Below are 19,341 nucleotides of genomic sequence, written 5' to 3' on the forward strand. Positions count from 1 at the left end.
CCCTTGCGGCGCCAGCAGCCTTCGCGCTGCATGGTGGCAATGAAGATCGACCTGATCCCGCGCCCGGACCTCGACCAACTCGGACTGGACTGGCGTGCGCTGGAGGCGCTTGTGCCGGACCTGTCCTTCTTCCGCAGCTGGAGCTGGGTGGGCTGCCTGGCGGCGGAGCGCTTCGATGACGCGCTGCTGCTGCGCGCCGAGCGTGACGGGCAGGTGGTGGCGCTGGCGCTGTGCAACCGGCGGGGTGGGCGCCTGTGTCTGGGCGAGAGCGGCGATGCGGCGCGGGATGCGCCCTTCGTCGAACATAACGGCCCCCTGATGCTGGATGAACCCGGGCTCTGTGCCGCGCTGCTGGCCCGCGCCGCCGCCGCGCCGGGCGTGCGGCGGCTGGTGCTCGGCGGCGTGACGCCGGCGGTGCGGGCGGCGGCGCCCGGCCTGGTGCTGCGCTGCCAGGAACGCCAGGCGCCCTGCATCGACCTGGAGGCGGTGCGCCGCGCCGGCGGCGACCACCTGGCGACGCTCAGCGCCAATGCCCGCCAGCAGATCCGCCGCTCGATGAAGCATTTTGGCGGGCAGGGTCCGGTGGCGCTGCACCGCGCGGCGACGGAGGCGGAGGCGCAGGCCATGCTGGCCCGGATGATCGCGCTGCACGAGGCAAGCTGGCACGCCCGCGGCCAGCCCGGGGCCTTCGCCACGCCATATCTGCGCCGCTTCCACGCGGCGCTGGTGGCACGCAGCCTGCCACGCGGGGAGCTGGACCTGCTGGAATTGCGGGCCGGCGCGGCGACGCTCGGCATCCTGTACAATTTCCGCCTGCGCGGCCGGGTCTCCGCCTACCAGAGCGGCTTCGCGCCGGGCGAGGGGGCGCAGGCGCGGCCGGGGCTGGTGGCCCATGCGCTGGCCGCCGCCCGCAGCCTGGCGCAGGGTGATGCCGCCTATGACTTCCTCGGCGGCGCCGACCGCTACAAGCGCAGCCTCTCGAATGCCGAGGGCAGCCTCTACTGGGCGGAGATGGTGCCCTCCCGCAGCCCGACCGGCCTGGCGCTGCGGCTGGCCCGGCGGCTGGGCCTCGCCCGGCTGTAGCTGGCTCATCGGCTGGCTTCCGTCGCCTGGCGCAGCACGGGCAGGCGGCGCAGCAGGGGAAGCCGGCCGAGCAGGCGCCACAGCAGGCCGAACAGGTCGCGCTCCGCGCCCGCCGGACGGCCCGAGACGGCCCAGAACAGGGACAGCGCCGCCAGGTAGCCACCGGCGCCCAGCGCCATCGCCGCCAGCAGTGGCGCCACCGCCTGCCCCGCCGCGCCGGGCGGCGGCGCCCAGCCCAGGCCCGCCTGCCACAGCAGCAGCGCCATCAGCGCCGCCGCGGCGGCCGGCCGCCACAGCCGCGCCAGCAGCGGCGCCAGGCCCAGCCCGACCAGCCCCAGCCCGCGCAGCAGCAGCGCCACATGTTCCGCCAGCAGCGCCAGGCCGACGGCGATCGCCGCCCCCGGCAGCCCCATCGCCGGCACCAGCACCAGCAGCAGGCCGAGCCGCAGCACGCCCGCCGCGACCACGATGGCCACCAGGGTCGCCAGCCGCGCATGCGCGTTCAGCATCGCCGCGCTGACATTGCCGAAGGAGGTCAGGATGCCGGCCAGCCCCAGCACGGCCACCACCGGCACGGCTTCCAGCCAGGCCTGGCCGAAGCCCAGCGCCACCACCGGCCCGGCGACGGCGGAAATGCCGAGCCCCGCCGGCAGCGTCAGCAGCGCCAGCAGCGCCATGATGCGCAGGTAGTCCTCGGCCGGGGAGGCGCCCTCGCCCCGCCGGCTGGCGGCGAAGCCCGGCATGCAGGCGCGGCAGATCGGGTCGATCAGCTCCGTCGTCGGCAGCGTCGCCAGCTCCGCCCCCACGGCGTAGTGGCCGACCGGGGTGGTGCCCATCAGCCGGCCGATCACCAGGCTCTCGGAACGGTCCTTGGCGGTGATCGCCAGGTTCAGCAGCCAGCTCCAGGCCGAGATGCCGGCCAGCTCGCGCCAGGCGGAGAGCGTCAGCCGCGGCCGCCAGGGATGCATGGCATAGCCCATGCCGAGGATGCCCAGCCGGTTGACGAAGATGCCGGCGACCAGCGCCCAGTGGCTGCGCACCAGGAAGGCCATGCCGATGGCCACGACGATGCTGGCGAAGCGCGGGTAGATGTACAGCGCGAATTCGCGCTCGAACTGCAGGTTGCGGCGGAAATCCGCCACGCCGATGGACGCCAGGCCGCTGATGGCAGCGGAGACGGCGAGTGCCAGCAGCACCGGCTCCAGCCGCGCATCGCCGAAGAATTCGGCCGCCGGCGCGGCGGCCAGCGCCACCAGGGCGCCGACCAGCAGCCCGCGCAGCAGGTTCAGCGTGAAGCCGGTGTCGTACAGGGCGCGGCTGGGCGACGGGGCGCGTATGATCTGCTCCTCCACCCCGATCGCCAGGCAGATGTCGAGCGCGATGGCGAAGGTGGTGGCCAGGGCGATCAGGCCGAAATCCTCCGGCCCCAGCAGGCGTACCAGGATCAGCGTGTTGACCAGCCCGAGCAGGCGCGTGGCCAGGCGCCAGCCGACCACCCAGAAGGCGCCCCGGGCGGTGCGGGCCAGGATGCTCGGCGCGGGGTCCGCCACGGTCAGGCCTGCGCCATCTCGGCATCCGCCGGCTGGGCGGTGCCGCGCAGGAAGCCTTCCAGCACCAGCATCTGCCAGATCGGCTGGGCGTGGTCGGCCTGGCCGGCCGCATGCTCGTCCACCAGGCGCCCCAGGGCCGCGGCGTCGAACAACCCGCTGTCCAGCATCGCCTCGCCGGTCAGGCGGGCGCGCACGGCATCGGCGCGGTCGCGGAACTGCCCGGCCAGGCCCTGAGCGAAGCCGCGCTTCGGCCCGCCCAGCACCGATTGCGGCAGCAGCGGCGCCATGGCCTGGCGCAGCACCTGCTTGCCGATGCCGCCGCGCAGCTTCTGCGCCGCCGGCAGCGCCAGCCCCCATTCCACCAGCGGATGCGCCAGCAGCGGCGGCCGCACCTCCAGCGACACGGCCATGCTGGTGCGGTCCAGCTTGGTCAGAATGTCACCCGGCAGGTAGCTGTGCAGGTCGGCGTACTGCGCCTGCAGCAGCGGGTCCTCCGGGTCGCATTCCGCCATCAGCGCGGGGAAGCGCGCGGCGGGGTCGTAGCCGTCCAGCGCCGTGCGCAGGCTGGCGGAGAGCAGGCCGCGTCGGCGCTCCGCATGCAGCTTGCAGACGGTGCGGTAGTAGCCCAGCGCGCTGTCCAGGCTGAGCTCGGTCAGCGTGTTGCGCGCGCGCAGCCAGCGCGGCGCGCGGGCCAGAGCGGGGTAGGCGGCGGCCAGCCGGCCGATCACCTGCCGCCGCACGCCGGCCGGCAGCAGCCGGCGCACCCCGTCCGCCAGGCTGTGGAAGCGGTAGCGGCGGTAGCCGCCGAACACCTCGTCCCCGCCATCGCCGGACAGCGCCACCGTCACATGCTTGCGCGCCAGGGTGCAGACGGCCAGCGTCGGCACCGCCGAATGGTCGCCGAAGGGCTCGCCGAACAGCGCCGCCTGGCCGCGCGCGGCGGCCAGGTAGTCCGCAATCGCCGCCTGGGCGCGATGCGTGGTGCCGTGCCGCGCGGCGACCTCGGCGGCGATGGCGCTTTCATCGTCCGGCCCCTCGAAGCCGATGGTGAAGCTTTCGATCCCCGGATGCGCACGGGCGGCCAGCGCGGTGACGGCGCCGGAATCGAGCCCGCCGGACAGGAAGGCGCCGAGCGGGACATCCGCCATCAGCCGGTCGCGCACCGCCGTGTCCAGCCGCCGCGCCAGTTCCGCCGCCGTGCCCTCGGTGGCCTGGGCGGCGCGGATCGGCGGCTGCCAGTAGCGGTACAGCGCCGCCGGCTCCGCCCGCCCGCGCTGCAGCAGCAGCGCATGCGCCGGCGGCAGGCGCTGGATGCCGGCGTGGATGCTGTGCGGGTCCGGCACGTAGCCGAGCGCGAGGAAATCCTCCAGCGCCGGCAGGTGCAGCCCCTGCGCCACGCCGGGCAGCGCCAGCAGCGGCGCCAGTTCCGAAGCGAAGGCCCAGCCGCCGCCCGGCGTGCGGGCGTAGTGCAGCGGCTTCTCCCCCAGCCGGTCGCGCGCCAGCAGCAATTCGCCGCGCCCGCGGTCCCACAGGGCGAAGGCGAACATGCCGTCCAGCCGGTCCAGCACACCCAGGCCCCAGGCGCGCCAGCCCAGCAGGATCGCCTCGGTGTCGGAGCGGGTGCGGAAGCGGTGGCCCAGGCTTTCCAGAGTCTGGCGAAGGGCCGCGTGGTTGTAGATCTCGCCATTGAAGGTGATGACCACCTGGCCATCCTCCGTCGCCATCGGCTGCGCACCGCCGGCGAGGTCGACGATGGCGAGCCGCCGGTGGCCGAAGCCCAGATGCGGCTCGGCATGCAGCCCTTCCCCATCCGGCCCGCGATGGCGCACCGCCTCCGCCATGCGGTGCAGGACGCGCTGGTCGGGCGTTGCCGGGTCAAGCGGGTGGAACAGGCCGACGATGCCACACATGCGGGGCTACTCCTGGTGGTCGAGCCGTGGGGCTCGCGGATGATCCGCCGCGGCGCTGCGCTTGCGGGCGGCCTGGGCCGGCATCAATCTGACAATGGCAACGGTGGAGGCGCGGGACGGTGCGGCAGCGTGGCCGAGGGGCAGGCCCGGTGCTGGGTGCCAGGCGGGCCGGCGGCGCCGGGGGGGCGCGCTAGGTGCCGCGTCGCTGGTCCTGGCGGGCGTCCCTCGCCGTCATCCTTGGCCTGTCCGTCGCCTCCTGGCTGGTGGTGGGGGTGTTCCTCGGCTGGGTCTTCGGCTGAAGCCGGCGTGGCCGCGGCTTGGCCCGCGGCAGGGCGGCATCCGCCAGCCCGGGGCTGCCGGCGCGCAGCCAGGCAATCACCTGCGCCAGCCCGTCATCCAGCGCGACCGGCGGCGCCAGCTGCAGCGCCTGGCGGGCGCGCAGCACGGAGCCGACGGAATGGCGGATGTCGCCCAGCCGTGGCGGCTGGTGGCTGACCTGCGGCGGCGTGCGGCAGACCCGCCCGATGCTCGCCACCAGCTCCAGCAGCGAGGTGGGCTGCCCGGTGCAGACATTGAACACGGGTGCCTCCGCACGCGCCGCCGGCAGCGCCGCCAGCAGGGCGGCGACCACATCGGCGACATAGACGAAGTCCCGCGTCTGCCGGCCATCGCCATGCACCGCGATCGGCTGTGCCCGCGCCAGGCGTTCGCAGAAGATGGAGATCACCCCGGAATAGGGGGAGCGCGGGTCCTGCCGCGGCCCGTAGACATTGAAGAATCGCAGCCCGACGCTGGGCACGCCATGCACCACGCCGGCGACGCGGGCATGCAGCTCGCAGCCCAGCTTGTCGGCGCCATAGGCGGACAGCGGCCGGGCCGGCGCGTCCTCGTCCAGCGGCACCAGCTCCGGCACCCCGTAGATGGCGGCGGAGGAGGCATAGGCCACCGGTATGGGGCCGTTGGCGCCGGCCCGCGCCGCGTCCAGCACCGCGATGGTGGCGGAGAGGTTGATGCGGTGCGTCTCCAGCCACGCCTCCGTGCAGCGGGCGACGGAGGCGATGGCGGCGAGGTGGAAGCAGCCATCCACCCCCTGCATCGCCGCCCGCACGGTGGCGGGGTCCGCCACGTTGCCGACGAGGAGGCTGGCGCCCGGGGCCAGATTGGCGCGGGAGCCGGTCGAGAGGTCGTCCAGCACCCGGACCTCATCCCCGCGCGCCACCAGGGCGGCGCAGAGATGCGAACCGATGAAGCCGCAACCGCCTGTCACGAGAAGTAATGCCACTGGACTACCGCACCGTTTCCATGCGGACATCTTAATCATAAAACCAACAGAAAGAGACGGTTCGGATTATTGGTTCTCATGTTATTGATAAACTGTATGGTAATTATCCGGTTTGCACCAAGGTTAATTTGGTTGATTCAATTGCATCTGAAGTAAATTGCTTATTTTGGTTGGAACTTCGCAGGATGTGGAAAACCTCCGCGGCGGGCCCCAGAGACCCTTTGAGAATGCCGCCGAACCGACCGGCCCCTGTCGCCAAACGGTCTGTCAGCGGCAGCCGCGCCGAAGCCCGGGCCGGCGGGGCCGGTCGCGCGGCGTGATGTTGAAGGCCGGGTTGCGCTGGTAGTCGGCGATGGCGGTGTAGGGCGCCCCCGCCTCCACCAGCCAGCCATAGGCACGCCGCGCCTCCACCGAGCCGGTGACGTCGGACAGCGCCGCCAGGCTCTGCAGCGCAAGCTGCGCGTAGTCGCCCTGGGAACGCCGCCAGCCCTCGCCGTTGGAGATGCCCTTCTCCCGCATCGCGGCGGCGATGGCGGACCAGCTGCGCAGCGGTGCCCGTGCCTCCGGGTCCGCGTTCACCGCCAGCAGGTAGGCGGCGCCATCATGCGGCGGGAAGCCTTCCGCCGCCGCCAGGAAGCGGCCGGCGAGGAAATTCTCCATCCAGCCCAGCACCGCCCGCGCATCCGCCTGCCCGCGCCGCGCGGCGGCGGCGGCGGAGGAGGCGAAATAGTCCTGCTGCCAGGGCGGCAGCATCCCCGGCTCCCCGTACTCGCCGGGAATCCAGCCATGCGCCTCGCCCTGCGCACGGGTCCAGGCGGGGATCTGCTGGCGCAGCCAGGCCCAGTTGGCGGCCTCCACCTGGCGCAGCCACGCGACCGTCGGGTTGCCATCCGGCCCGGCCCAGGCGGCATTGCCCACCTGGCGCATCAGCCAGGCGGCGCTGCGCACCTGGTTGCCGCGCACCAGATTCACCCCCTCCGCCAGGCCCGGCCGCCCAGCCTCGCCGCGGCGCAGCGGCCAGCGGCCGGCGACGCACCAGGCGGATTGCGCCAGCAATTCGTCCAGGCAGGCGCGGCGGCCGGTCAGCAGCCAGGGCAGGGTGTTCAGGTCCGGCTGGTGCGAGGGCGCCAGGGTCCAGCCGGTATCGCCGGGGATCGGCTGCGCCAGGCCGCGGGGCGGGGTGCCGCCGCGCGGGTCGGTCCACAGCCTCGGCCAGCGCTGCGTGTCCAGCCAGCGGCCTTCCGCCGTGTCCCAGACATGCCAGGGGATGCTGCCGGCGGCTTCCGCCTGCCCCATCGCATAGGCCGCGGCGCGCGGGTCGCCGGTCTGCAGCCAAGCCGCCTGGGACTGCGTCATCGGCCCGATATCCGGCCGGCCGCCGGACTGGCCCATCTGCTGCGCCAGGTGGCGCGCGCCCAGCGGCGCCGCCCACGCCGGCGTGGCGGTGCGCGCGGCCAGCTGGTTCAGCAGCCGCGCCTGCACCCCCGTGGTCAGGTCGTAGCGTGGCGTCGCGCCGGCCTCCGCCAGATAGGCGGCATCGTGCCGGGGGAAGGGCGGCGGCCCGCCGGTGGCGACCAGCCTGCCCCAGCCGGTGTACTGGTGCTGGCGCGGAATCTCCGCCGCCAGGGCTTCCCTGCCGTCGATTAGCAGGCGCATGGCATAGCCCACCGCGCCGCCGCCGGGCTGCATCGCGCCATCGTTGCGCAGCCAGAGATCGACGCGCATCTCCCCATCCGCGCGCAGCGCCACATCCGCCACCAGCCGCAGCGAGGTGACGCCGCGCAGCGGCACCGGCTGTTCCACCCGGCCTTCCAGCCACAGCGGGCCGCGGCGCCAGGCGCCCTGCGCCAGCCCGTGGCGCAGCGCCGCCAGCAGGTCGAAGCGCTGGTCCGCCAGGTGCAGGATGGCGCTGCGCCGGGCCAGGATCGGCGCCGCGTCGAAGGCCGGGCCGGGCGGCGCGCCATCGCGTGTCAGCACCACCCCGGCCGTGCCGCCTTCCGTCAGCGGCGGCGCGGCCAGCGCCACCAGCACGATGCGGGCGGAGCCATCGGCGTGGCGCGTCTTGATGTCCGCCTGCACCCGCAGCGGCGTGCCATCCGCCAGCCGGGCGCCGAGCGCAGCGCCGCGCGGCAGGTCGCCGGGGCGGAAGGCCTGGCCGAAGCCGAGGATGCTGGCGCCGGGCGCGCCGGTGCCTTCAAGCAGCAGCCCGACGATGTCGCCGGGCCGATCCGCACAGGGCATGGTGGGCGCCGTCACCAGCCCGGCCGCACCGCCGGCGCCACGCGCCTGTGCGCAGGCGGCGCCCGGCAGCAGCAGCGCCGCCGCCGCCAATCCGCGCCGGGTCAGGCGCATGCCAGAACCCCCCGGAACACCGCCAGCTGCCCGGCGGTGGTCTCGTCCCAGGAAAATCCCTCGGCATAGGCGCGGGTCGCGGCCCGTCCGGGCGGCGTGGCCAGCAGGCGGCGGGCGGCGACGGCGATCGCCTCCGGCGTCGTCTCCGGCATCACCAGGCCCGCGGCCGGCGCGCGCACCGCCTCCCGGCTGCCCCAGGCCGGGCTGGCGATGACGGGCGTGCCGCAGGCCATCGATTCCAGCAGCACATTCGCCCAGCCTTCCCGTGCCGAGGCCAGCACCAGCGCATCCGCCGCATCGTAGAAGCGCGGCAGCTCCGCATGCGGGCGCGCACCCGGCATGTGCACGCGCCCGGCCACGCCCAGCTGCGCCGCCAGCGCCGCCAGCGCCGCACGTTCCGGCCCCTCGCCCAGGATCAGCAGCGCGATGTCCGGCGGCAGCCGCGTCAGCGCGCGGATCACGTGGTGGTGCCCCTTGCGCGCGATCAGGTGCCCGACGGACAGCAGCAGCGGGCCGTCGCCAAGGGCGAATTCCGCCCGCACCGCGGCGCCGGTCCCGGTCGGGCGGAAGGCCTCCAGGTCCACGCCGTTGCGCAGCACGGTGACCTTGCCGGCCGGCGCACCCAGCGCCACCAGCCCGTCCTTCAGCCCGACGCTGACGGCGATCAGCGCATCCGCTTCCCGGATCGCGCGCTCGATCAGCCGGCGCGGCATGGCGTGGTCCGGCAATTGGGAGATGTCGGACCCGCGCGCGGTGATCACCACCGGCAGGCCGAATGCGCGGCCCAGCCGCACCGCGGCGACGCCGTCAGGGTAGACATAATGCGCGTCGATGGCGTCGAAGCGGTGGCCATCGGCCAGCAGCCGCGCCAGCGCCCGCCTGGCGCTGGCGAACAGCGCGGCGGGGCCGCTGTACATGCCAAGGCCGGGTGGCGCGACGAAGCGCGGGTGCAGCACGGTCAGGCCGTGCCGGACCTCCTGCGCCGCCACGCCGGCCGGCCGGTTGCGCGCCAGCGGGAACCAGGGCACGGGCGCGAGCACCAGGCTGCGCGCCTCACCGCTGGCGATCAGGTGGCGCAGGCGGTTTTCGACGAAGACGCCATGGTTCGGCTGCGCCGCGTTCGGGAACAGCGTGCTGAAGGTCAGCAGGCGCAGCGCCGGGCGGCTGGCGGGGCGGGGGCCCGGCCGGGCCGTGGCGGGAGGCCCGGCCTGCAGCGGGCTCAGCAGGGTCTGGTCCGGCGATGTCATGGGCGATCTCCTCCCGCATGTCGAAGGGCCACCAGCCCCATTTGTCGGGCGGCTTCGCCCGGGCGGACCAGACGCACAGCCAGGCGAAGCCCAGCAGCGAGGCCAGGAAGAACAGGCCGTCCATGCCGCATCTCCATCATCGGGCCGTGTCGGCTCATGCCGGCCTCCAGCGCGGCCGGGTATCCGCCCAGGGGCGTACCGGCGCGGCGGCGGCCGATTCCTGCCGCACCAGCAGATGCGCCGCGCCGATGACGACCAGCAGCGTCCACAGGAAGTCCCAGTAGCTGAGCGACAGGAAGGTGCCGCTGACCAGGTAGGCGACGAGCGAGACCTGGGCCATGCGGCCGAGGTCATGGGCCCAGCGCAACGCCGAGCTGCCGCGCGCCCGCCGCACCAGCGCCTGCGCATACCAGGCACCGGCCAGGATGATGCCGCACCAGACGAAGAAGGTGGGGAAGCCCTGCTCCGCCAGCAGTTCGAACCAGATGCTGTGGATGGCGCGCGCCGGCGCTTCCGGCGCCACGCGGTCCACGACAGACCGCGTGTAGGTGCCGGTGAAGCCGGTGCCGAGCATCGGCCGGTCCAGCGCCAGGCGAAAGGCGACGCCCCACAGCATCAGCCGCTGCGACGCGGATTCGTCCTCCTGGTAGGTGCGCAGCGTCTCCATCCGCTGGGCCCATTGCGGCGGCATGAAGGTGATGGCGCCGGCGACCGCCACGGCCAGCACGGCCGCGGAGACCAGCTTGCGCCGGCTGCGCCACCACAGCGTCAGCGTCACCGCGACAAGCCCGAGCAGCGCGCCGCGCGAATAGGTGGCGACGGTGGAAAGCAGTGTCAGCGCCATGGCGGCGGCAAGGCCCGTGCGCACCAGGGCGTGGCGCGACTGCAGGCGCAGGTAGTTCATCAGCGGCAGGGTCACCAGCATGGCCGCGGCCAGGTGGTTGTTGTCCTCGATCATCGTCTGCTGCGGGCCCCAGATGCGGTAGTTGCCGCCGGTGATGATCGCGAAGATGCCGCCGCGCACGCCGAAATAGCCGATCGACAGCACCATCACCCAGATCAGCGCGTGGATGCGCCAGCGGTCCGTCAGCAGCGCGCCGGTCAGCAGCAGGCCGAGCAGCACCTTGCTCACCGCGCTGTACTTGGCCCAGACCGCGACCGGGTCGCCCAGCGCCGTCAGGCTGGTGACGGTGATGCAGGCCAGGAAGACCACCAGCATCAGCATCACGCCGTTGAAGCGGGCGCGGCGCAACTCGCCCGACAGCACCAGCCCGGCCAGTGCCACGGCGAAGACCACCATCGCCCAGGGGATGGCGGTGGTGAAGCCGTAGACCAGCCGGTGCGGGTTCAGGAAGGCGATCCAGCACCACAGCAGCACGCCGACGAAGGGGCGGAACAGCGCCAGCGGCAGCAGCCCCGCCATCGTCGCCATGAAGACCGCGTCACGCATGCCGGGGGTTCAGCGGGTCAGCGTGGCGCGCAGGCTTTCGGCCGCGGCGCGTTCGGGGAAGGCGTCGGCCGAGGCCAGCACGGGCTGCAGCACACCCAGCGCCGCATCGCGCTGCCCGGCGTGGTGCAGCGCCCAGGCCAGGTGGTAGCGCGCCGCGGGCCCCGCGCCCTGCGCCACCGCCTGGCGCAGCAGCGGCAGCGCCGCCTCCGCGCGGCCGGTGCGGGCCAGGATCCAGCCGAGCGTGTCGGCGGATTGCGCGCTCGGCGCCAGGTGGTAGGCGCGTTCCGCGAAGCCCTGCGCCTCCTCCAGCCTGTCCTGTTGCCCCAGCGCCCAGGCTAGGTTGTTCAGCGCCACCGCATCCTCCGGCCGCGCCGCGACCACCTGCCGCAGCCGCTCCACCGCCGGTGCCATCCGCCCCGACAGCATGTCGAGCTGCGCCAGCAGCGAGAGCACGTCGAAATCCTCCGGATTGGCGCGAACCCAGTCGTCCAGCGTGCGGGTCGCGGCCTCCGCCTGACCAGCGGCGCGCTGCGCATTCGCCAGCCGGATCGCCAGCAGGGCGCTCGGCCGGCGCTGCATCGCCTGGGCATAGGCGGCCACGGCCTCCGCCGGCTTCTGCCGGCTCATCAATACGTCACCGGGCAGGGCGAGAGCGGTGTCCGGCGCATCCTGCGGCCGGGCCAGGCGCGCGGCTTCCGCCGTCGCCGCCTCCGCCCCGCCGGTCTGCAGCATCAGGCCGATCAGCGCCTGTTGCAGGTTGGTGTCGCCGGGCGCCGTCACCAGCCCCTGGCGCAGCAGCGATTCGGCGGCGGTGGAATCGCCGCGGCGCTGCATCAGCGCGGCCAGCTGCCGGCGTGCCGCGACCGAGGTGGGATCCTCGGCCAGTGCCTCCCGCGCCGCAGTCTCCGAGGCATCCCACTGCCCGGTCGCGGCGTGCAGTTCGGACCGGGCGAGTGGCAGCCGCGCGCCGCGCTGGTTGCGCAGCGCCGGCGTGTCCAGCAGCGCCAGCGCGCCGGCCGCGTCCCGCCGTTGCAGCAGCTGCCCGGCCTGGGCCAGCGCCAGGTTCGGCGCCCCGGGCGAGGCCGCCTGCGCCTCGGCCAGCGCCGTCGCCGCGGCTTCCGCCGCCGGGCCGGGCGCGCGCGCCAGTTCCAGCAGGCGCGCCGCGGCTTCCGCATTGCCGGGGTTGTCGCGCAGCACATTGCGCAGCAGCGGCACGGCCTGTGCGGCTTCCTCCTGCAGCGTCAGCACGCGGGCCAGGCCGAGCCGCCCCGGCACGCTGTCCGGCTTGCGGGTGACGACGCCCTGGAACGCCTCCCGCGCCGCCGGCAGGTCGAGGCGCGTCAGGCGCAGCGTGCCTTCCAGCACGCCGGCCAATTCGGCGTCGCGGGCCGCCCCGCCCAGCTTCTCCAGCTCCGTCGCCGCCTGCTGCAGATCGCCACGCCCGAGCGCGGCGGCAACCAGGATCTCCCGCGCCCCGGCCTGGTCCGGCGACAGGCGCAGGGCGCGGCGGGCCGCTTCCTCCGCCCCCGCGGCATTGTCGGCCGCGAGGCGGGAGACGGCGAGGCGTGTGGTCAGCGCCGCATCCTGCGGCGCGATGGTGACCGCTTCCTCCAGCGCCGCGGCGGCTTCCGCCGGCCGGCCGGCGGCGGATTGCGCGCGGCCGAGCATGTCGTACAGCGCCGCGTCGCGCGGGCGGTTCTGCGTGGCACGGGCCAGCACGGCGGCGGCTTCCTCCGCCCGCCCGGCGGACAGCGCCATGCCGGCCAGCAGCCTGGCGCCGCGCGGGTCGTCCGGCGCGCGGGCCACGTGGCGCCGCGCCGCATCCTCGGCCTGTGCCCGCTGGCCCAGCCCGGCCTTGGTCAGCGCCTGCAGCAGGTAGCCATCCGGGAAGTTGCCGAGCTGCGGCGTGATGCGCTGCAGCGTGGTGTCGGCCGCCTGCCACGCCTTCAGCGTCGCCTGCTGCATCGCGCGCAGATACAGCGCGGTGGGGTTGCCCGCCGCATTGGCCAGCACGGCGTCGATGTCGGCGCCGGCTTCGGCCGGCCTGCCGTCGCGCAGCAGGGCCTCCGCCCGCCGCAGCCGGGCGCCGACATCGCCCGGCGCGGCCTCGATGGCGTGGGTGAAGCTGGCGATGGCGCCGGCCAGGTCGTTGCGCTCGAACAGCATCGTGCCCTTGGCCAGGCGCGCTTCCCGGTTGGCCGGATGCGCGGCCAGCACGCGGTCCAGCGCGGCTTCCGCCGCGGCGCGATCCTGCCCGGCCAGGGCAACGGCGAAGGCAGCCATGCCGACCGCCGCCGCATCGGGGGCCAGGCGCTGCGCCAGGGCGGCGGCCTGCTGCGCCGCCGGCACGTCGCGCGCCGCCAGATGCGCCAGGGCGCGGCCAGCGGCGACCTGGGCGGCCAGCGCCGGCGGGCCTTCGATCTGCGGGAATTCCGCCAGCAGCGCACGGCCCTTGTTCTGCACCAGCATGGCGCGCAGCAGCAGCGCGGTGCCGGCGGCGCGGTCATGGCCGCGTTCCAGCGCCGCCCGCGCCTCGCGCTCCGCCGTTTCGCCATCCCCGACATCGAGGCTGGCGGCGGCCAGCGCCGCGCGCACGGCCGCATCATCCGGGTTGGCGCGGGCGGCGTTGCGCCATTCGATCTGCGCGGCGCGCAATTCGCCGCGTGCCGCCGCCGCGCGGGCGCGGTCCTGCGGCGTCTGGGCCAGGGCCGGGCCGGCGGCAAGCAGCGCGGCCAGGGCGATGAGCGGCAAGGAACGGTTGGTCATGGCGGTGGCTCCGCGATCGGGGCTTCAGGTCGTCGTCGGCTCGGCGCGCTGCGCCGTGAGCCCATGGGTGTCCAGCAGGTCGTAGAGCGTCGGGCGGCTGATCCCGAGCAGCCGGGCGGCGGCGGAAAGGCTGCCGTTGCAGCGCGCCAGGGCGCGGGTGATCATCTCCCGCTCCGCCCGCGCGCGGGCCGCACGCAGGTCCAGATCCTCCTCGCCGGAGCCGGCTTCTTCCGGCTCGGTCAGTTCCAGGTCGGCGGCCGACAGCAGCGGGCCTTCCGCCATCAGGGCGGCGCGCTGGATGCGGTTGCCGAGTTCCCGCACATTGCCTGGCCAGGGATGGGCTGCGATGGCGGCCAGCGCGCCATCGTCGAAGCCGCGCAGCCGGCGCTGGCCCTGCTGCACCGGCCCCTGGCGCGCCAGGAACCAGCGCGCCAGCAGCAGCGCGTCGTCGCCGCGCTCGCGCAGCGGCGGCACGCGCAGGGTCAGCGCGTTCAGCCGGTACAGCAGGTCCTGCCGGAAGGCGCCTGTCTCCGCCTGCGATTCCAGCGGCTGGTTGGTGGCGGAGACGACGCGCACATCGACGCGGATCCTGGTGCGGCCGCCGATGCGCTCGATCACCTGGTCCTGCAGGAAGCGCAGCAGCTTGGCCTGCAGCGACATCGGCAGGTCGCCGATCTCGTCCAGGAACAGCGTGCCGCCATGCGCCGCCTCGATCTGTCCGGTCACCTGCTTCACCGCGCCGGTGAAGGCGCCGCGCTCATGCCCGAACAGCTCGCTCTCCAGCAGCGTCTCCGGGATCGCGGCGCAGTTCAGCGCGATGAAGGGCTTGGCGGAGCGGGGGCCGAGCGTGTGCAGGGCACGCGCCAGGGCTTCCTTGCCGGTGCCGCTCTCGCCCAGCAGCAGCACGGGCACGGAGACCGTCGCCAGGCGCTCGATGCTGCGGCACAGCTTCAGCATGGCCGGGTCGGCGGTGACGATCTCCGCGATCGGGCTGGGCCGCGGCGCGGCGGCCAGGCGCTGGTTCTCCTCCTCCAGCGCGCGCACATGCAGGGCGCGGTCCAGGATGGTGCGCAGCACGTCGAGATCCACCGGCTTCTCGCAGAAATCATAGGCGCCGAGCGCGACCGCCTTCAGCATCGTCTCCCGCTGCCCCTGGCCGCTGGCGACGATCACCGGCAGGCCGGGCGCGAGGGCGCGCAGCGCGGCCAGCGTGGCGAAGCCTTCCGCCACGCCTTCGGCATCCGGCGGCAGGCCGAGATCCAGCAGCACCATCGCCGGCTGTTCCCGCTTCGCCATCGCCTCCGCCTGGCGGCGGTCATTGGCGATCACCACGCGGCAGGCGGGAAACGCCCAGCGGTACTGCGCGCAGAGGCCCGGGTCATCCTCCACCACCAGAAGCTTCGGCTTGCTCATGCCGCGATCTCCTTCAACCGGTTCGTCGCGTTGTCGTCGGTGCAGGGCAGGGTCAGGCGCATGGTGGTGCCGGCGCCGGGGCGGCTCATCGCCTCCAGGTCGCCGCCGGCGCCGCGCAGCAGGTCGCGCGCCTGCCAGGCGCCGATGCCGTTGCCGCCGGTGCGGCCGGAGACCAGCGGGCGGAACAGACGGTCGCGCACGAATGCCGGCGTCATGCCCGGGCCACGATCGACGATGTCGAGCACCAGCCGCCCGCCCTCCCGGCGCAGCGCCAGGCGCACCGGCACGCCGGGCGGGGAGGCCTCGATGGCGTTGTCCAGCAGGTGGCGCAGCGCGGCGGCGAAGCGGTCCGGCGCGATGGCGATGCGCACGGCGTCGGCATCCGGCGCGTCCAGCTGCACCGGATGCGCGACCTCCCGCAGGATGTCCCGTACCGTCTCCAGCGGCGCGATGCGGGCGGGCGTGGCCTCCGCCTCCGGCTCCCGCAGCCGGGCGATCAGCGCGGTGATGCGGCGTGCCGCGGCGCCGACCGTCAGCAGCATGTCCTGCTGGAAATCGGGCTCCGCCATGTTGTGCTCGGCGTTGCGCAGCACGAGCGTCAGCTGGTTCGCCACGTTCTTCACGTCATGCGCGACGAAGGCGAAGCGCTGCGCGTGCTCGGCCAGGGCGCGCTGGTCGTGCAGGCGTTCCGCGGCGCGGCGCTCGGCCAGGAACATCGCCACCTCGCGGCCCACGGCGCGCAGCAGGTCGAAGGCCTCCGCATCCAGCCTGAAGGCGGCGCGCGGCGGCGCCAGCAGCACCAGGCCCAGCAGCCCTTCGCGATGGTGGCGCAGCGGCACGGCGAGCCACAGCGGGTCCAGCGCCGGTGACAATCCTGGGGCCAGCCCGGCCGGCACCTCGGTCACGATGCGCGTGCCGTCCTGCGTCGCCTGCAGCAGCGGATGGTCGGGCGGCAGGGCAAGATCGGCCACGGGGCGGTTCCAGGACCCGGCCCAGCGCATCGGCCCGGCTTCCGCATCGCGCAGCAGCAGCACGCCGGCGGGGCTGTCCACTGGGTCGGCGATGGCGGTGATGGCGCGGCTCTCCGCCTCCGCATCATGGGCCGACAGGGTGGCGACGCAACGCAGCCATTCGGCGCGGTAGTCGAAGCGCGCGGTGAAGAAATGGTCCACCACCCGTCGGCGCAGGCGCGAGCGCATGGAGGCGGAGGAGGCGGCGACCGCCAGTGCCAGCACTGCGCCCGCCAGCAGGCTGGCCTGCGCCGCGCCCGCCCAGCCCGCGCCCAGGTAGCGTAGCCCCTCGCCTACCGCGCCGACGCCGGTGAGGAAGGTGCCGGCGAGGACCAGCGTGGCGCCGTGGAACACCACCTCCCGCGAGACCGGCGGGTTCTGCCGCCAGCGCCGGTCGCGCGCCGCGGAGAGGATCAGCAGCGCCAGGGCGAGCGCCGTCAGCACCGCGCGCGCATCCAGCAGCGCCGGCGCATAGCCGCGATGCAGCGCCGCATCGGCGTGCAGCAGCACGTCGAACACCGAAAGCCCGCCCAGCGCCAGGCAGGGCAGGATGGCGTGCCAGCGCGCGGCGCGGTCCGCGTTGCGAAACAGGTTTTCCGCCACCAGCAGCACCAGCAGCGCCAGGCCGAGCCGCGCCAGCAGGCCGGGGGAGCCCAGCGTCGGCAGCACCGGCACCGGCAGCAGCGCCAGCAGCGTCGCCGCCAGGCCCACCGCGCCGAAGCGCCAGGCCTGGCGCCGCGCCGCGCCGCCGCCCAGGCGGTGCGACAGCACCAGCAGCACGCCGAGCCACACGGCGCTGCGCAGCACCTCCAGCGCCCCGGGCAGGCCGGCCAGCGACGCCGCCGGCTGCCAGGCCACCGCCGCCGCCCAGGCCGAAGCCGCCGCCGCCGCCAGCGCCGCGCCATAGCCCGCGCGGCCGCGCCCCGCCGCCAGGATCAGCACGACCCAGGCGAGGCAGAGCGCGGCCGCCACGCCATGCGCGGCGGAGGAGGCGGCAGCCGTCACCGCGCGCCTTCCTGGAACAGCACCACGCGCACGGTGCCCAGCAGGATCAGCAGGTCCAGCAGCAGGCTGCGGTGGCGCACATAGTACAGGTCGTAGGCGAGCTTCATGCGCGCATCCTCGACGGATGCGCCATAGGGGTAGTTCACCTGCGCCCAGCCGGTGATGCCGGGCTTCACCACGGCGCGGTCGTGGTAGTGCGGGATGATCTCGCCAAGCTGCGTCACGAAGGTCGGGCGTTCCGGCCGCGGCCCGACGACGGACATGTCGCCGCGCAGCACGTTGATCGCCTGCGGGATCTCGTCGATGCGCGTCAGCCGCAGGATGCGGCCCACGCGCGTCACCCGCGGGTCGCCGCGCATCGCCCAGCGCGCCACGCCGCCGGCTTCCGCATCCGTCACCATGCTGCGGAACTTGAACAGCATGAAGCCGCGGTTGTTCAGGCCGACACGCTCCTGCCGGTAGAAGACCGGCCCGCGGCTGTCGAGCTTGATGGCCAGCATGGTCAGCAGCAGCAGCGGCAGCGTTGCCAGCAGCAGCGTGCCGGCGATCACGATGTCCAGCACGCGGCGCAGCGCGGCTTCCGCACGCCCGGTATGGGCCGCCTTGGCCCCGGCCATCCAGCCCTGCGGCAGCGCCTCGATGTCGAGCCGGTTCAGGCCGTGCTCGGCGAATTCGGCGGCGGTGAACACCTGCAGCCCGGCGCGGGCGCAATCCTGCCGCGTGGCGGCCGGGATGGGCGCGGGGCCCGGCGCCACCACGGCCCAGATGCGCCAGGCCCGCAGCCGGCCCCGCTGCAGCGCCGGCAGCAGGGCTTCGGCCTTCGGCAGCGACAGCAGCACCTCGAAGGGCTGGAAACCGCGCTCCGAGACCGGCTTTTCGCCGAGCAGCGCCACCCGGCGCAGTGGCGGGCGCAACATGGAGAAACCGAGTCGCGTCAGCGTGATGGCCGCCGCGGTGCCCAACATGACCGAGATCATGGCATGCCGCTGCACCGGGGAGACGCCATGCCCTTCGGTGAATTGCAGCGCCAGCACGGCCAGCAGGAGCAGGATGGTGGTGCCGGCGAGGCCGGCCACCAGGGTGGAGCGAAGCCCGCCGATCGTGGCGGGTTCGTAGAGCCCGACGGCGCCGGCAACCAGCAGCGCGGCGCCGGCGGTCAGGCCGGCGAGTGCGGCGGCGGCCAGCGCGCCCTCGGCGGGGCCAAAGGGGCCGGCACCGAGCAGGAGGGCGAACACAAAGAGGAAGACAGCGCCAGCTTCGCCCACGCAGAGCGCGAAGATTTCAGATCGAACGCTGTGACCGAACAGATTTGTCATGGGAATTGCCCCTCGTCGATCAGCATAATGCGGGAATGATCGACGTCTGTGATCCGAATAATAATCACAAAAGATTGTAAATGAGATGAAGCAGACACGAATGGGACGAAATTACGCTCAATAAAAACAGAGACTGCAAATTTACCGAAATTTTTCATCGAGATAAATCAATTATACTTTGTTTTCGCCAGAAGCAAAAACCGCAACCGTAATTTTAGATGGCTTTGTGGAGCGCGCTTTTGTATCGCTCTCGCCGTCAAATGGCGCACTCCTCGCAGCTTGTCGCGGCGATGGGCGTGCCCGCAGTTCAGCAGGGGCCATCGGCATGAACAGCTTCCGCTTCGCAGGCATCGCGGCCCTTCTGGCGGCCGGACTCGCCGGGTGTGGCACCGCGCCGCAAGGCCTGCAGCCGGCAACCACCACCGGCACGGAGGCTGCGGCCAGCCGCTACCTCATCGGTCCGGGCGATACGCTGAGCGTCTTCGTCTACCGCGCGCCGGAGCTTGGCGCGGCGGATCTGCCAGTGCGCCCGGATGGCCGCATCTCGCTGCCCCTGGTGCCGGACATCGACACCGCCGGCCGCACGCCCACCGAACTGGCCCGCGCGATCGAGGAGGCACTGAAGGAGTTCGTCATCGATCCGAACGTGACGGTGATGGTGCGGTCCTTCGTCGGCCAGCCGAACCGCCAGATCCGGGTGATCGGCGAGGCGACGCAGCCGCTCGCCATCCCCTACCGCGAGGGGATGAGCGTGCTGGACGTGATGATCAACGCCCGCGGCCTGACGCGCTATGCCGCCGGCAACCGCGCGGAAATCATCCGCCGCCCGCCCGGCGGCGCCGTGCCGCAGGCAATTCCCGTGCGGCTCGACGACCTGCTGCGCGGCGGCGACATCAGCCAGGACATGGCGATGCAGCCGGGCGACACGCTGGTGATCCCGCAAGGCTGGTTCTGACC

At 73.8% G+C, this 19,341-nt stretch carries 12 protein-coding genes; 2 read left to right on the plus strand and 10 right to left on the minus strand.

Annotated elements, in window-relative coordinates:
• Positions 1–39 precede the first annotated feature (39 nt).
• Positions 40–1,083 carry a GNAT family N-acetyltransferase gene (locus HEQ75_RS06715; RefSeq protein WP_168028501.1) on the plus strand — a complete coding sequence of 348 codons (1,044 nt, stop codon included), beginning with the start codon at positions 40–42 and terminating at the stop codon, positions 1,081–1,083.
• A gap of 5 nt (positions 1,084–1,088) precedes the next feature.
• Here HEQ75_RS06715 and HEQ75_RS06720 read toward each other — a convergent pair whose 3' ends face one another.
• The 10 genes from HEQ75_RS06720 to HEQ75_RS06765 all read right to left on the minus strand — a co-directional run bounded on the left by HEQ75_RS06720 (position 1,089) and on the right by HEQ75_RS06765 (position 18,303).
• Positions 1,089–2,633: an oligosaccharide flippase family protein gene (locus HEQ75_RS06720; RefSeq protein ID WP_168028503.1), complete on the minus strand. Its 1,545-nt coding sequence runs from the start codon at positions 2,631–2,633 to the stop codon at positions 1,089–1,091.
• Positions 2,634–2,635: 2 nt separating this feature from the next.
• A complete protein-coding gene (gene asnB / locus HEQ75_RS06725; protein WP_168028505.1) occupies positions 2,636–4,543 on the minus strand; it encodes an asparagine synthase (glutamine-hydrolyzing) in 1,908 nt (635 codons plus the stop codon).
• A 190-nt stretch (positions 4,544–4,733) separates the two neighbouring features.
• On the minus strand, positions 4,734–5,810 hold the full coding sequence (locus HEQ75_RS06730; RefSeq protein ID WP_328733475.1) for an NAD-dependent epimerase/dehydratase family protein: 1,077 nt from the start codon (positions 5,808–5,810) through the stop codon (positions 4,734–4,736).
• A 282-nt stretch (positions 5,811–6,092) separates the two neighbouring features.
• Positions 6,093–8,177 carry a hypothetical protein gene (locus HEQ75_RS06735; protein WP_168028509.1) on the minus strand — a complete coding sequence of 695 codons (2,085 nt, stop codon included), beginning with the start codon at positions 8,175–8,177 and terminating at the stop codon, positions 6,093–6,095.
• A complete protein-coding gene (locus tag HEQ75_RS06740; RefSeq protein ID WP_209318382.1) occupies positions 8,168–9,424 on the minus strand; it encodes a glycosyltransferase in 1,257 nt (418 codons plus the stop codon). Before HEQ75_RS06740 ends, HEQ75_RS06735 begins: the two co-directional genes overlap by 10 nt.
• 154 nt (positions 9,425–9,578) lie before the next feature.
• A complete protein-coding gene (locus tag HEQ75_RS06745) occupies positions 9,579–10,874 on the minus strand; it encodes a putative O-glycosylation ligase, exosortase A system-associated (protein ID WP_168028511.1) in 1,296 nt (431 codons plus the stop codon).
• Positions 10,875–10,883: 9 nt separating this feature from the next.
• Complete coding sequence (gene prsT / locus HEQ75_RS06750; protein ID WP_168028513.1) at positions 10,884–13,640, minus strand: XrtA/PEP-CTERM system TPR-repeat protein PrsT; 2,757 nt, start codon at positions 13,638–13,640, stop codon at positions 10,884–10,886.
• 24 nt (positions 13,641–13,664) lie between these two features.
• A complete protein-coding gene (gene prsR, locus HEQ75_RS06755) occupies positions 13,665–15,053 on the minus strand; it encodes a PEP-CTERM-box response regulator transcription factor (RefSeq protein ID WP_168028515.1) in 1,389 nt (462 codons plus the stop codon).
• Positions 15,050–17,068 carry an XrtA/PEP-CTERM system histidine kinase PrsK gene (gene prsK / locus HEQ75_RS06760; protein ID WP_168028517.1) on the minus strand — a complete coding sequence of 673 codons (2,019 nt, stop codon included), beginning with the start codon at positions 17,066–17,068 and terminating at the stop codon, positions 15,050–15,052. The genes prsR and prsK overlap by 4 nt, the downstream gene beginning before the upstream one ends.
• Complete coding sequence (locus tag HEQ75_RS06765; RefSeq protein WP_168028530.1) at positions 17,065–18,303, minus strand: exopolysaccharide biosynthesis polyprenyl glycosylphosphotransferase; 1,239 nt, start codon at positions 18,301–18,303, stop codon at positions 17,065–17,067. The genes prsK and HEQ75_RS06765 overlap by 4 nt, the downstream gene beginning before the upstream one ends.
• Before the next feature lie 406 nt (positions 18,304–18,709).
• On the opposite strand from HEQ75_RS06765, the gene HEQ75_RS06770 reads away from it, so the two are divergent.
• Complete coding sequence (locus tag HEQ75_RS06770; protein ID WP_168028532.1) at positions 18,710–19,339, plus strand: XrtA/PEP-CTERM system exopolysaccharide export protein; 630 nt, start codon at positions 18,710–18,712, stop codon at positions 19,337–19,339.
• Positions 19,340–19,341: the final 2 nt, after the last annotated feature.

Origin of the sequence: Falsiroseomonas selenitidurans, from assembly GCF_012103215.1 — a bacterium.
Lineage (GTDB): Bacteria > Pseudomonadota > Alphaproteobacteria > Acetobacterales > Acetobacteraceae > Falsiroseomonas > Falsiroseomonas selenitidurans.